The following is a 13,282-nucleotide window of genomic DNA, read 5'->3' on the forward strand; positions in this document are numbered from 1 at the left end:
GTTGTGTCTTCGGCGCGATTACCGACGTTATCAATCAGGATCGGGCACAATGCCCGGAAACTATGTGCCAACGCTCTGGACTAACCCCCCATGACTCACGTTGGGCTATAACCTTTGACACACATTATTTGTAGTAGGGAGCATCAGCACATGCAACTCGGGATCATTGGACTGGGCCGCATGGGCGGCAATATTGCGCGGCGCCTGATGCTCAATGGGCATACCACTGTCGTTTACGACCGCAATACCGCCTTTATCGATACCCTGGCTGCCGAGGGCGCCACGGGCGTCGCAGACTTGCCGGCCCTGGTCGCCGGCCTGGCCAAACCGCGAGCGGTCTGGGTCATGCTGCCAGCCGGCGCACCGACCGAAGACACCATCGAGACCCTGAGCAACCTGCTCGAAGCTGGCGATACCATCATCGACGGCGGCAACACCTTCTATAAGGACGACATCCGCCGGGCCAAGACCTTGTCGGAAAAAGGCCTGCACTACATCGACGTCGGCACCTCCGGCGGCGTGTGGGGCCTGGAGCGCGGCTACTGCATGATGATTGGCGGCGATGCCAAAGAGGTTCAACGCCTTGACCCGCTGTTCGCCAGCCTGGCGCCAGGCATGGGTGACATCCCGCGCACCAAGGACCGCAAGTCCGATGACGATCGCGCCGAGCGTGGCTACATCCACGCCGGCCCTGCAGGTTCGGGGCATTTCGTGAAGATGATTCACAACGGCATCGAATACGGAATGATGCAGGCCTTCGCCGAAGGTTTCGACATTCTCAAGACCAAGGCCAGCACCAACCTGCCGGAAGACCAGCGCTTTGACCTGAACGTCGCCGACATCGCCGAAGTCTGGCGTCGTGGCAGCGTGGTCTCGTCCTGGTTGCTCGACCTGACCGCCGACGCACTGGCCAGCGATCCGAAACTCGATGGCTATTCCGGCTCGGTGGCTGACAGCGGTGAAGGTCGCTGGACCATCGAAGCCGCCATGGAACAGTCGGTGCCGGTACCGGTGCTGTCGAACTCGCTGTTCTCGCGCTACCGTTCGCGCGGTCAAGGTACCTTTGGCGACAAGATTCTCTCTGCCCAGCGCTTCGGCTTCGGCGGCCATGTGGAGACTTCGAAAAAATGACCCGTCTGATCCGCAATAAATCCAAGGCAGAACCCGCACCACCGACCACGCTGTTCCTGTTCGGTGCCCACGGTGACCTGGTCAAGCGCTTGCTGATGCCGGCGCTGTACAACCTGAGTCGCGACGGTCTGCTGGGGGATGGATTGCGGATCATCGGCGTTGACCACAACGCCATCACTGACGATGCCTTTGCCCGCAAGCTCGAAGACTTCATTCGAACCGAAGTGGCCGCCAAGGTCGGCAAGGGCGATCAAGCCCTTGATCCGCAGGTGTGGGACAAACTGGCCCAAGGCATCAGCTACGTCCAGGGCGACTTCCTGGACGACAGCACTTATCAAGCGCTGGCGGCCAAAATCGCCGACAGCGGCACCGGCAACGCGGTCTTCTACCTGGCGACCGCGCCACGTTTCTTCAGCGAAGTGGTGCGTCGGCTAGGCGCGGCGGGTTTGCTGCAGGAAACGCCTGAATCGTTCCGAAGGGTGGTCATCGAAAAACCGTTCGGCTCCGACCTGCAAACCGCCGAAGCCTTGAATGCGTGTTTACTCAAGGTGATGACGGAAAACCAGATCTACCGGATCGATCACTACCTGGGCAAGGAGACCGTGCAGAACATTTTGATCAGCCGGTTTTCAAACAGCCTGTTCGAAGCCTTCTGGAACAACCATTACATCGACCACGTGCAGATTACCGCCGCCGAAACCGTCGGTGTCGAAACCCGTGGCAGTTTTTATGAACACACCGGCGCCCTGCGGGACATGGTGCCCAATCACCTGTTCCAGTTACTGGCGATGGTGGCAATGGAACCGCCGGCCGCGTTTGGCGCCGATGCGGTACGTGGGGAGAAGGCCAAGGTGGTGGGGGCCATTCGCCCCTGGTCCACCGAAGAGGCTCGGGCCAACTCGGTCCGCGGTCAATATGCCGCCGGCGAAGTCGACGGCAACCCGCTGCCGGGTTATCGCCAGGAAAACAACGTGGCACCCGACAGCACGACCGAAACCTACGTGGCGCTCAAAGTCATGATCGACAATTGGCGTTGGGTCGGCGTGCCGTTTTACCTGCGTACCGGCAAACGCATGAGCGTGCGCGATACCGAGATTGTGATCTGCTTCAAGCCGGCGCCGTATGCGCAGTTCCGCGACACCGAGGTCGATGAGTTGCAACCGACCTACCTGCGCATCCAGATTCAGCCCAACGAAGGCATGTGGTTCGACTTGTTGGCCAAACGGCCTGGCCCGGCGTTGAAGATGGCCAATATCGAACTGGGTTTTGCCTACAAGGACTTCTTCGAGATGCAGCCGTCTACCGGCTACGAAACGCTGATCTATGACTGCCTGACCGGCGACCAGACGCTGTTCCAGCGCGCCGACAACATCGAAAACGGCTGGCGCGCCGTCCAGCCGTTCCTCGATGCCTGGCAGCAGGACGCAACGGTTCAGCCATACGCGGCAGGTGAGGACGGCCCGGTCGACGCCGACAAGCTGCTGACCCGTGACGGTCGCGTCTGGCACAGCCTCGGATGACAGGCACCACGCAACAGCCCATCCGTTTTCTGCTCAGTGACATGGACGGCACGTTGTTGCTGCCTGATCACACGCTCAGTCAGCGCACCATTGCTGCGGTCCGTTCGTTGCGCGAGGCGGGCGTGCTGTTCAGCCTGGCCACCGGGCGCCCGCCGAAAGCGATGTTGCAGCAGATCGAAGCATTAGGCGTCGATGTGCCGACGGCGGCGTTCAATGGCGGCACGATCGTCAACCCGGACGGTAGCTTGCTGGTGGCCCATTACTTGCCGGCCACCGCTGCGCTCATCACCCTGACGCAGTTCGCCGATCTGCCGGACATTGAAGTCTGGGTGTTCAGCGGTGGCGACTGGCTGTTGAAGGACGCCAATGGCCCGATGGTTCCCCGGGAGCAGCATGGCCTGGGGTATCCGCCAGTCGTGGTTGAGAGTTTCGAACCGTACCTGGAACGCATCGACAAAATTGTCGCGGCCAGCCATAACACCGGGTTGCTGATCGAGCTGGAGGCGCAATTACTGCCCAAGGTTGAGGGGCAGGCCCAGGTCTCGCGTTCACAGCCGGTGTATCTGGACGTGACGGCGATGCAGGCGAACAAGGGCGCGGCGCTGGCAACACTGGCCGAGTACCTCGGGGTCGCGCTGGAACAGACCGCCGCGCTGGGCGATGGCGGCAACGACCCGGCGATGTTTCATCGCGCCGGACTGTCGATTGCCATGGGGCAGGCGGAAGAGGCGGTCAAGCGTCAGGCCGACGTGGTGACGGGCGCAAACACCGAAGACGGTGCGGCCCAGGCGATCGAGCAATACATCCTCCCTCGCCAACCCACATAAATCCCCCGTGCAGGAGTGAGCCTGCTCGCGATGAGGCCCTATCAGTCAACATCATCGTTGAATGTATGACCGCTATCGCGAGCAGGCTCACTCCTGCAGTTTTTGGTCAGGGTTACAGCCAGTAGCTGACCGCATACCAGCCCAACACACCCATCACCACTGTGTACGGCAACGCCATCCACACCATCCGCCCATACGACAAGCGAATCAGCGGCGCAATCGCCGAGGTCAGCAGAAACAGAAATGCTGCCTGGCCATTGGGGGTCGCCACGCTGGGCAGATTCGTCCCGGTATTGATCGCAATGGCCAGCGTCTCGAAGTGCTCGCGGGACATATGACCGGCAATGAACGCCCGTTTCACTTCCGTGATGTAAATGGTCGCCACAAACACGTTGTCGCTGATAGCCGACAGCAAGCCGTTGGCGATATACAACATGCCCGGTTGCTGGTCGGCCGGCAGCGCCAGGACCCACTGGATCAGCGGCGTGAACAGTTGCTGATCATGAATCACCGCCACCACCGCAAAAAACACCACCAGCAACGCGGTGAACGGCATGGCGTCCTTGAACGCATTGCCGATCCGGTGCTCGTCGGTGATGCCGGTGAATGCAGTGATCAAGATGATCACCATCAGCCCGATCAGGCCGACCTCCGCGATATGAAACGCCAACCCTGCAATCAGGATCAACGCCGCGGCGCCCTGGACCAATAAGGCGGCGCGCTGGCGTGGGGTACGTTCGGCGTTGTCTTCGGCGGCATAGTTGGCCAGCACGGTACGCACGTTGTCCGGCAGGAGAGTGCCGTAACCGAACCAGCGCAGTTTCTCCAGCAACACACAGGTCACCAGGCCGGCCACCAGCACTGGCAGCGAAACCGGGGCCACTTTCAAAAAGAATTCGGCGAAGTGCCAGCCCATCTCATGGCCGATCAGCAGGTTCTGCGGCTCACCCACTAACGTGCATACACCGCCTAACGCCGTGCCCACGGCACCGTGCATCAACAGGCTGCGCAGGAAGGCGCGGAACTGTTCGAGGTCTTCATGGTGGAGTCGCGGCAGGTGCTGGTCATCGCTGAACTCGCTGTCCTGGCGGGGATCATTGCCCGAGGCGACGCGGTGATACACCGAATAAAACCCCACGGCCGCGCTGATAATCACCGCCGTCACGGTCAAGGCATCCAGGAATGCCGACAGGAATGCCGAGAGGAAGCAGAACATCAACGCCAGCAGCGCTTTGGAGCGAACCCCCAGCAACAAGCGCGAAAACAGGAACAGCAGCAGGTCTTTCATGAAGTAGATGCCGGCCACCATGAACATCAGCAGCAGGATCACCGGAAAGTTGTGCACCAGTTCGTCATACAGTGCCTGCGGTGTGGTCATTTTCAGCAGCAGGGCTTCGATCAGCAGCAGCCCGCCAGGCATCAGTGGATAGCACTTGAGCGCCATGGCCAGGGTGAAGATGAATTCCAGCACCAGCAACCAACCGGCCACGACCGGACCTACGGTCCAAAGCACCAGTGCGTTGAGAATCAGGAAACCGAGAATGCTCGCCTTGTACCAGCGAGGTGAGTGGCCGAGAAAGTTATGCGCGAACGCCTGGGCCATTGAACCGGACATCGGCTACTCCTTGTATTAAGAAGCGCGCAACTTGCCGTAACAAGATGGGAATATCAAGTGCGGAAATGCCGGTCTAGCCCAAGTGTCGCACGACAATGGCCTTATAGTTGCCATCCAGCGAATAACCGCCGACGACGATTCTTCCGTCAGCCTGAGCGGCCACCGACGTGGCCGTGTCCAGGCTGCGGCCCAGACGCGTGCGAACCCAGCAGCTGCCTTCGGCAAACCCTGGGTCCAGCTGTCCACCCGGTAAGTACCGGGCTAACAGAAAGTCGGCTTCAACCCCACCGATCGTGGCGCCGACCGCTAATACACGACCGTCGCTCAGGCGCCGGGCGGCTGTCCATTGGCACCCGCTACGGCCGATTTTCAATAGTTGGGGATGGCCGCTGTTGCAATGGGCGTCCGGGCGGCCGTTGCTGTGTACTTTGAAGGCGAGGCAATGCATGGGGTCGCGGCTGCTGCCGAAACACTGCAAGTCGCCATTGTCCTGCTCGATGATCTGGCTGACCTGAGCGCCGCGTTCCTCGGCCTTGAACGTCATAAAACCATCCACGGCGAACGTGTCATCGAGGCGGCCATCGGGGAGGTAACGGGCGAGCAAGCCTTCTTCGGGAAAATTGATCGACCCACCCACCATGATCCGGCCGTCACGTTGCACCATCAGGCTGCTGAGCCAGGAGTTCATCAATAAATGCCGGACGATGACAAAGCCCCGGCCGTTGAAGGACGTGTCCAGTTCACCTTGGCGGGTGAGACGTATCAGCAGACCGACGTGATCGGCCAGTTCAAAATGATGGTTGGCCAGCAGCAGGATCCGGCCGTCTGCCTGGACCTGGACGTCGCAGGCTTCGGCCCCCGGAACCCCCGGAGGCAACCAGAGGTCGCGCATGCCTTGGGACAGGTTTCCCGGCAGGCGGACGACACAGCGCCCGTTGTCACCGAAATGTTCGACGGGGTGACCTTGCGAGTCGAACAGTGCCAGCGCGGGTAGCGTTCGGTGAGCGTTTTCATAGTGCAGACCGGCCACCAACAGGTGTCCGTTGGCGAGGACGTGGACTTTGCCCGCCATGGCCTCGTGACCGCGCTGGAATTGCCCGATAACGCTGCCGTCAAGGCCGAATGCCAAGTCTGCCGAGCCGTCCTCCAGTAAGCGGGCCAGGCCAAAGCAATTGCCGTCTCGCATGCCGACGGTTGCCGCCACCAGCACACGACCATTCGAGTCGATTTCCACGCTGTTGGCGATGCTTGAGGTACTGCCTGCGAAATACACTTGGGCTTTACCGTTGGCGGCAAAACCTTTATCGAGGTCGCCAGCGATGTTCTGCGTTGGTAGGGCAAAAGCCGTCTGGTGTGGCATTCGCGCATCTCCTTGCGAGCTGACCGAAACCCGGATGCGGGAGGGCAACTGCCTGCGAAACATTCAATCCCTGAATGAGCGATCGCACAACGGTCATAACTAACAGACGGAGGGTCACTGTGTGCCAGAACAGTGTCTTTTCGAACCACTGACAAGGCAGCCAAGTAATACGTGGCGAGGAAGTTGAAGTATTAAGTGGGCTGTTACTGTCGCAATCAGCCAGATAAACGGGGGAAGGGCGGATGACCCGAAAGTAATCCGCAAACACCCTTAATGCGGCATGGACCACGATTGCAGTTTATAACCTTCCTGGCTCAGTTCGGCACGGGCCTGCTCCAGCAGGTGTTCGAGTTGTGCAGGATCGGTATAGGCGCTGCAAGGGATCTGGGTGCGGCCGATATGGGTTTTGGTGCGGTCGATGACGGTGATGCAGAGCTCGCCGTTGCCGTCTTGTTGAGCCCAGGCAACGCATTGGAAAGGTTGAAATGCGCGGTCGGCAATCAAAAGAGCTTCGTTGATACGGAGCGGGGCGGTCATGGGGTCTTCTCTCTGTATGCCCAATCAAGTGATGTGCCGTCGGTTGGGCTTACCGTTCGGCTGGTTACTTGTACTGATGCACCCAATAGGGGGTCAGGTCACACCCAAACAAAAGAAATTTCAACTTTCTTTCATATACTCAATAGCAGGGGCTTCTTCTGAAAGCTAAATGAAAGGTTCAACTCGTTAGGTAACTAAGCAAGTCGTTGCTTATAACTTATTAAGTGGCTGCTCTATAGTCAATCGATACAAGGCCGTGTCAAATTCTTGCTAATGTTACAGCCAGGTCCGCCAAATGACTGTTTTTACTAATATTTCCTAATATTTGGCGCCAAGGAACAGTCATGATCGAAACGCCCGCGTTACGACGTCTGTTAGTAGTAGACCCCTGTGACGACTGCCATCGTCTGTTACCGGGTTTACGTTCTGTGGGTTGGGATGTTGATAGCTGTTCTCTGGAGAATGCCGGCGATAAAACCTGCGACGTTGGCCTCCTGCGATTACAACCTTTCCACCTGGAACGCCCGGAAGCCGTCAAAGAGCTCATCAGCCGCAGCGGCACCGAGTGGATCGCCGTACTCAATCAGGAAGTCCTGCGTTTGCAGAATGTCGGGGACTTCGTTTGTGAATGGTTTTTCGATTTTCACACGTTGCCGTTTGACGTCTCCCGGGTTCAGGTCACCCTGGGGCGGGCCTTCGGTATGGCGCGCCTGCGTGGCCAGGGCACGATTCACATCGATCAGCCTGAGCACGAATTACTGGGCGACAGCAAACCGATCCGTGAACTGCGCAAGTTGTTGAGTAAACTGGCGCCCACCGAATCTCCGGTCTTGATCCGCGGCGAAAGCGGCACCGGCAAGGAGTTGGTCGCCCGCACCCTGCACCGACAATCCCAACGCCACAGCAAACCTTTTGTGGCGATCAATTGCGGCGCGATTCCCGAACACCTGATTCAGTCCGAGTTGTTCGGCCATGAGAAGGGCGCCTTCACCGGCGCCCATCAACGCAAGGTCGGGCGGATCGAAGCGGCGAACGGCGGCACGTTGTTCCTCGATGAAATCGGCGATTTGCCGCTGGAACTGCAAGCCAATCTGTTGCGCTTCCTACAGGAAAAACACATTGAACGTGTAGGCGGCAGTCAGCCGATTCCGGTGGACGTGCGGGTATTGGCGGCAACACACGTCGACCTTGAGGCCGCCATCGAGAAGAAACGCTTCCGTGAAGATTTGTACTACCGCCTGAACGTGCTTCAGGTGGTCACCGCGCCGTTGCGTGAACGCCACGGCGATCTGTCGATGCTGGCCAACCACTTTTCCCATTTCTATAGCCATGAAACCGGCCGCCGTCCGCGCAGTTTCAGTGAGGACGCGCTGATTGCCATGGGCAAGCATGATTGGCCGGGCAATGTCCGCGAACTGGCCAACCGGGTACGGCGTGGACTGGTGTTGGCCGAAGGGCGGCAAATCGAAGCGCGGGATCTTGGGTTGATCAGCCAGCAAGCCTTCGCTACGCCCATGGGCACGCTCGAAGACTACAAGACGCGCGCCGAGCGCCAGGCATTGTGCGATGTACTGAATCGGCACAGTGACAACCTCAGTGTCGCCGCCAGAGTATTGGGTGTTTCACGCCCGACGTTCTACCGATTGCTGCACAAACATCAGATCCGCTAGGGCGCGGCAAAACGAAAAGGCCCGCTGCGACTTGCATCGCAGCGGGCCTTTTCCATTCCTTGTCAGGGGTTAGAAGTAGTAAGGGAATTTCAGGCTGAACTGGAAGTCCGGGGCATCGTCGGTCATACCCATGGACAGGTTGGGAACAATTGTGAGGTTGTCGGTGGCCGCAATGGTCATGCCGATGTTGAAGTAGCCGGCGTTTGCATCGCTGGAGACCACGGATTCCCAGTCCCCGCCATCCTGTTTCAGCTTGCTTTTGCGTTGCACCAGGTCAGACACCGAGAACGACATACTCATCTTTTCGTTCAGGGCAAACGCAATACCCGCGCCGATCTGGAAGCTGTCGCCGATTTGCACCTTGCCCGGGGTTTTCTGGTTGACCGTCGCGCTGATGTCGTCGAAGGATTCTTCGAAGTTGTGCGTGTAAGACAAGCTGCCGAACAACACCGCAGGGTCAAAGGTTTTGACCAGCGAAATGCCCGGGGTGACGGACCAAACGCCGTTACCGGTTGGCAGGGAGTCAGGTACGAACAGGTTGGTATTGGCGTCGGTCTGGCGCAGTTTGATCCCGAACGGATCCTTGCCCGTAGGCGCCTTGACCCTGAAGGTGAACACGGCATCCGGAGTGTTCACCGACTCGTCCATAAACTTGTAGGCGACACCAAAGTTCACGTCACCAATTTCCGGATCCTGGGTGACAGTCGCTTCAGTGGTGACGTTAGCCGCGCCCTGATTGCCGCCACCGGACTGGTACGTCGACTCGCGGTAAATGACTGGCACGTTCAGGTCGAACTGCCAGCGGTTGTTGAAGTTGTAGCGACCGGTGAGGTCGAGCGTCCAGGTATCAGCCTTGATCCGATCGAGGTTGATGTTGCCAAGGAAGATCGAGTCCAGTGCGAGAAAGCCGTTGAGAATCAGCTGGCGGGTGTCGTATCGGGAGTAAGTGAGCCCGGTTTCGACGCTGAATTTGCCGCCGCCGAAGAACCCGCTGGCTTCGTCGTACAGGTTGGAAACGCTCTGTGCCGGTTGTGAATCGTCAGCCAGCGATTGGCCATAAGAACTGCCACTGCCCCCTGCGGCTCCCCCCGATGCGGCTGCGGCGCCAGTCCCTGTGGCTACCGCGGTCCCCGCGTTCCCTTTCATGTCGGCTGGCGACTTGGCCAGGCGTTTTGGTGGGGGAGCTACGGGTTGGTCCTCTACCTGACGGACCCGTTGTTCGAGTACCGCCAGGGCTTTTTGTTGTACTTCGTATCGTTGCTTTAGCTCCAGAAGTTCCTGTTTCAGGGCCTCTACGTCGGCGTTGGGTGCTGCTTGCAACATCGCCGCCGGAAACAGAGTGCTCAAACAAACTACTGCGCGCAGTGACACTGATCGATACATGAATTAGCCGTCCCTTAAAGCCCAATGGTCGAGAGTCAGCGTAGTTCAATATCCTAAGGTGCGTAGGGCGTTAAGTTGGGTCAGGTTGCAGTCCAATGCGCCAGCACTCGGGCCATTATTATTGAGCACCACGTTGAGTTGAGTGAGGTTATTGACCATGTTGCTGTTGCCCAGCAATCGGGTGTTCTGCAGCAATCCGCCCTGGGCGACTTGTTGCAGTGCAGTGCCTTGGTTGCCGCTGGCCTGAATAGCCATTTGTATGCCACCCCCGGTGGCTGACACGGCGACACTGCCGGCGGCGTTGCTGCCGGTGATGGTTTGTCCGGCCATCAGGGCTTGTCCTTGACCTGGCACAAGCGCAGGAGCCTGGTTGGCTTCCTTCACGTCGATCGAGACGTTGTTGTAGGCGGTGTTGCCGTCCCCGGCGGCGCGAACACTTTGGGTAACGCCTTGGCTGGTCGCCAGGCCTGCTCCACCAATCACACTGCCGGCGCCTTGGTCAGGCGTAGTGCCATTGCCGTCGATCTTGATGGTTGATACGTAGAATTCGGGTTTGATCGTTGTTGCCTGGATCTGCATGGACGACGCTGCGCCGATGACGTCTCCGCTGGCGTTGCGCCAGGTGCTGCTCATGACCACGCCGAAGCTGATAATCCGGCCGGGCATTACATAACGGCCGCGCAACTGGGCCAGTTCCTGATCCTTTATTTCGATGGGTTTGAATCCATTGGCATAGCCTGATGCGCTCGCTGCCAGACAGGCAACGGCCAGCCAGTATGAACTTTTCATCTGCTGCTCCCGGAGCATCCTGCCCCACTATCATCTTTTGGCGATTAAAAGAAGTCGCTCTGTATGAAACCAAAATCCATCAATTCAGCGTCTCTGACAGGATTGAAAGTATCCAGCTTGTTCTTGGCCGTCAGTGGTACCGGTGGACTGCGCAATGCATTGGTTTTGTCATAACCGGGACCTACGATAGCGAAGACAATGCCGTTCCAACCTTTGACAAAGTCATCGTGGGAGTAGCGTTTGTGTCCGAGTACCGGGTCGCCGATATAGACCCAGTTCTTGTCAGCACGCTGCAACACCACGAAGTGCTTGTAGCCGCGAATTTCCATCAGTACCACCACCGGAATCGTTACAGCATCCAGCTTTTCAGGTGGGATCTTGTAGCCCCTGGCGCGCATGCCGATGCTTTCTATGTAGCGCTTCATGTCCAGCATGGAGAAACCTTGCGTACGAACAAGGTTCTGGTCAGCGTTGACCAGCATGCCTTTGATGATGTGCTCCTCATCGACGTCGAGCCAATAGGCCTGGCGTAACACCGTCGCCAGTGCGGCAGCGCCACAGCTGAAGTCGGTTTTCTGTTCGACAATGTCGGCAAACTTGCGCTCACGCAAACTCTGCACCTGCTTATAGACCAGCACGCCGCCAGGCAGGGCGGCAACTGGCATCTGTGCGGCCTGAGTCAGGCCAGACAGGCAGAGGAGGGCGAAAAGGGCAGTCTTACGCATGATCGATACGCCTTGGCGGACTGTGGAAAAGCCCCGTTGCCGGGGCTTTCATTTCGATCGCGATTACAGGCAGGCTTTGCAACCTGCGGCGATGGACAGCGAGTTGCTTTGTTGGTTGCCTACACCAGACGATACGTTGGCTCCGCCGTTGCCGGAGAAGTTGTTCATCGAGTTTTGCATTACAGCAGTGTTGGTCACAGGGTTTTTCCAGCCATCTGGAGTCAGGTATTGTTGAGTGGTTACGCCAGCCAGACCGAAGACGCCAACTGCAACGAAGTCGGAATTGACTTTGCCATCGTCATGGCCGCCATGACCACCACCTCTGTTGTCGTTGCCATAACCACCGTGGCCATGATCATCGTCAGCAGGAGTAGACACTGCTTTACCCGCTGCTACAAACGCGCCAGCAGCAGTGAAGGTGCCTCTGAGGGTGTCGGTTTTGTAGGTCTGAGTGCCGTTGTTGGCCACTTGCAGACCACTGGAGCTTTGGTCAGCCGATGCGGCTGCTGCGGCTACACGGCCACCCGATACAGCAATCGCCAGGTTGTTTTTCTGTTGGTTGAAGTTGCCAGCGGTCACGTTCATCCCGATGTTGCCGGAACCATTGTTGCCTGCATTGGTGAGCGTGGCGGTGTTGGTATTAGAGTAGTTGGCAACGGTGTTGTTGGTGTTGTTTTGTGTGGCGCTGGAAGCCGCCACTGCAGAACCGAAAATGAAGCTTTCGTCAGCAGTAGCCAGTGCGGCGGCGTTGTCTTGTTGGTTGCCGTCGCCGGCGGCCACGTTAGCGCCCATATTACCGTTGGAACCATTGAGCGAGTTGTCGAGCGCAGCACCATTTTTGGTGCCTTGGTTCAGCACTGTGTTGCCATCGCTGTCCTGTGTATCCAGAACAGTAGCGCCGGCGCCAGCCGTAATTGAAAGAATCTGATCCAGGGTTGGGCCTTTAGGCTGATGACTGCCATGCCCGTTTCCGTGACCATTGCCATGACCGTGATCATCATCACGACCGCCTGCTTGTGCTGCGATTGCCATCACTGCTGCGAGAGCGAAAACCAGTGGTTTGAGAGCCATTGTAGGTTTCATGGTGTTTCTCCGTGCTTATTAGTTGGTTAAGTGTTGGTACTTTCTAATCGCACTGCGTTTGGGTCAGTCAGCGACCCGGATGCTCAGGGTGTTAGCCATTCGGTTCCCCACCCCGGCACTCTGGTTCACCTGGATAATCCCTCGGCTGCCGGTGAAGGCCTGGTCGCTGGTAACGACCTGGCGACTGCCGGTTTGGGACCCAGTTGCTCCTGAGCTTGGTAGCAACGCCACGTTCTGTTGAGAAAGGGCGCTATCGTCGACGCTCTGCGGTCCAGCACTGATGCTGATCCGCGCAGCGTTGGCCATCTGGTTGTTGGCCCCGGCGCTCTGGTTGACGCCCAGTACACCGTTGCCATTACTGAAAGAGGTTCCGCCGATGGTGGCCGTCGCATTCATGGACGGATTGGCGGAGGTGTCGATTGACTGGTGAATCTTGGTGCTCGCCCCGGCATTGGTACCGATTGCGATGGCGCGAACGTTGGTTTGTTGTTGTTGATCGCCGGCCGCCTGGTTGACGTTCAAGTTGCCTTTGTACTGAACGCCGGCATCCTGGATGGTGGCGTTGTTCACGGTTGGAACACCGGAGTCGGCCATGGCGCTGGCACTGGCGAACAAGGCGAGAAAGATCAGGCTACGATTCAT

Annotated in this window: 12 protein-coding genes; 4 read left to right on the forward strand and 8 right to left on the reverse strand. The window is 58.3% G+C overall.

The features are described 5' to 3' along the window. The first annotated feature begins 150 nt into the window (after positions 1 to 150). Genes gnd through SB725_RS07825 form a run of 3 tightly spaced genes read left to right on the forward strand, consistent with a single transcriptional unit; the run spans position 151 to position 3,478 of the window. On the forward strand, positions 151 to 1,131 hold the full coding sequence (gene gnd, locus SB725_RS07815) for a phosphogluconate dehydrogenase (NAD(+)-dependent, decarboxylating) (RefSeq protein ID WP_027923514.1): 981 nt from the start codon (positions 151 to 153) through the stop codon (positions 1,129 to 1,131). Next, positions 1,128 to 2,651 (forward strand): glucose-6-phosphate dehydrogenase, encoded by a 1,524-nt coding sequence (gene zwf / locus SB725_RS07820; RefSeq protein ID WP_027923515.1) that lies wholly within the window; start codon positions 1,128 to 1,130, stop codon positions 2,649 to 2,651. Before gnd ends, zwf begins: the two co-directional genes overlap by 4 nt. Continuing rightward, positions 2,648 to 3,478, forward strand: a complete 831-nt coding sequence (locus SB725_RS07825; protein WP_059180903.1) for a Cof-type HAD-IIB family hydrolase — start codon at positions 2,648 to 2,650, stop codon at positions 3,476 to 3,478. The genes zwf and SB725_RS07825 overlap by 4 nt, the downstream gene beginning before the upstream one ends. A gap of 112 nt (positions 3,479 to 3,590) precedes the next feature. On the opposite strand, the gene nhaB is transcribed toward SB725_RS07825, so the two are convergent. The 3 genes from nhaB to SB725_RS07840 all read right to left on the reverse strand — a co-directional run bounded on the left by nhaB (position 3,591) and on the right by SB725_RS07840 (position 6,990). After that, positions 3,591 to 5,093, reverse strand: coding sequence for a sodium/proton antiporter NhaB (gene nhaB / locus SB725_RS07830; RefSeq protein WP_410921514.1), 1,503 nt, complete (start codon positions 5,091 to 5,093; stop codon positions 3,591 to 3,593). A gap of 73 nt (positions 5,094 to 5,166) precedes the next feature. Then, entirely contained in the window at positions 5,167 to 6,453 is a 1,287-nt protein-coding gene (locus tag SB725_RS07835) for a hypothetical protein (RefSeq protein ID WP_059180902.1), read from the reverse strand. A gap of 270 nt (positions 6,454 to 6,723) precedes the next feature. After that, a complete protein-coding gene (locus SB725_RS07840) occupies positions 6,724 to 6,990 on the reverse strand; it encodes a hypothetical protein (protein WP_027923519.1) in 267 nt (88 codons plus the stop codon). Positions 6,991 to 7,334: 344 nt separating this feature from the next. On the opposite strand from SB725_RS07840, the gene SB725_RS07845 reads away from it, so the two are divergent. Continuing rightward, on the forward strand, positions 7,335 to 8,660 hold the full coding sequence (locus SB725_RS07845; protein WP_194940004.1) for a sigma-54 dependent transcriptional regulator: 1,326 nt from the start codon (positions 7,335 to 7,337) through the stop codon (positions 8,658 to 8,660). A gap of 69 nt (positions 8,661 to 8,729) precedes the next feature. Here the strand turns inward: SB725_RS07845 and SB725_RS07850 are convergent, their stop codons facing one another. From SB725_RS07850 to SB725_RS07870, 5 genes are all read right to left on the reverse strand, one after another. Then, positions 8,730 to 10,043, reverse strand: a complete 1,314-nt coding sequence (locus SB725_RS07850; RefSeq protein WP_027923521.1) for a transporter — start codon at positions 10,041 to 10,043, stop codon at positions 8,730 to 8,732. Between the two features lie 45 nt (positions 10,044 to 10,088). Next, positions 10,089 to 10,832, reverse strand: a complete 744-nt coding sequence (locus tag SB725_RS07855; RefSeq protein ID WP_410921515.1) for a hypothetical protein — start codon at positions 10,830 to 10,832, stop codon at positions 10,089 to 10,091. Positions 10,833 to 10,876: 44 nt separating this feature from the next. After that, positions 10,877 to 11,557, reverse strand: a complete 681-nt coding sequence (locus SB725_RS07860) for a C39 family peptidase (RefSeq protein WP_027923523.1) — start codon at positions 11,555 to 11,557, stop codon at positions 10,877 to 10,879. Between the two features lie 63 nt (positions 11,558 to 11,620). After that, a complete protein-coding gene (locus SB725_RS07865; protein ID WP_410921516.1) occupies positions 11,621 to 12,640 on the reverse strand; it encodes a heme utilization protein in 1,020 nt (339 codons plus the stop codon). A 63-nt stretch (positions 12,641 to 12,703) separates the two neighbouring features. Next, entirely contained in the window at positions 12,704 to 13,282 is a 579-nt protein-coding gene (locus SB725_RS07870; RefSeq protein ID WP_027923525.1) for a hypothetical protein, read from the reverse strand.

It is taken from the genome of Pseudomonas sp. SIMBA_041, from assembly GCF_046535095.1.
GTDB classification, from domain to species: Bacteria; Pseudomonadota; Gammaproteobacteria; order Pseudomonadales; family Pseudomonadaceae; genus Aquipseudomonas; species Aquipseudomonas mucoides.

Excerpts from the sequence above, each read along its gene's own strand:
- gnd (WP_027923514.1), top strand. The coding sequence starts at position 151 with ATGCAACTCGGGATCATTGGACTGGGCCGCATGGGCGGCAATATTGCG.
- zwf (WP_027923515.1), top strand. The coding sequence starts at position 1,128 with ATGACCCGTCTGATCCGCAATAAATCCAAGGCAGAACCCGCACCACCG.
- SB725_RS07825 (WP_059180903.1), top strand. The coding sequence starts at position 2,648 with ATGACAGGCACCACGCAACAGCCCATCCGTTTTCTGCTCAGTGACATG.
- nhaB (WP_410921514.1), bottom strand. The coding sequence starts at position 5,093 with ATGTCCGGTTCAATGGCCCAGGCGTTCGCGCATAACTTTCTCGGCCAC.
- SB725_RS07835 (WP_059180902.1), bottom strand. The coding sequence starts at position 6,453 with ATGCCACACCAGACGGCTTTTGCCCTACCAACGCAGAACATCGCTGGC.
- SB725_RS07840 (WP_027923519.1), bottom strand. The coding sequence starts at position 6,990 with ATGACCGCCCCGCTCCGTATCAACGAAGCTCTTTTGATTGCCGACCGC.
- SB725_RS07845 (WP_194940004.1), top strand. The coding sequence starts at position 7,335 with ATGATCGAAACGCCCGCGTTACGACGTCTGTTAGTAGTAGACCCCTGT.
- SB725_RS07850 (WP_027923521.1), bottom strand. The coding sequence starts at position 10,043 with ATGTATCGATCAGTGTCACTGCGCGCAGTAGTTTGTTTGAGCACTCTG.
- SB725_RS07855 (WP_410921515.1), bottom strand. The coding sequence starts at position 10,832 with ATGAAAAGTTCATACTGGCTGGCCGTTGCCTGTCTGGCAGCGAGCGCA.
- SB725_RS07860 (WP_027923523.1), bottom strand. The coding sequence starts at position 11,557 with ATGCGTAAGACTGCCCTTTTCGCCCTCCTCTGCCTGTCTGGCCTGACT.
- SB725_RS07865 (WP_410921516.1), bottom strand. The coding sequence starts at position 12,640 with ATGAAACCTACAATGGCTCTCAAACCACTGGTTTTCGCTCTCGCAGCA.
- SB725_RS07870 (WP_027923525.1), bottom strand. The coding sequence starts at position 13,282 with ATGAATCGTAGCCTGATCTTTCTCGCCTTGTTCGCCAGTGCCAGCGCC.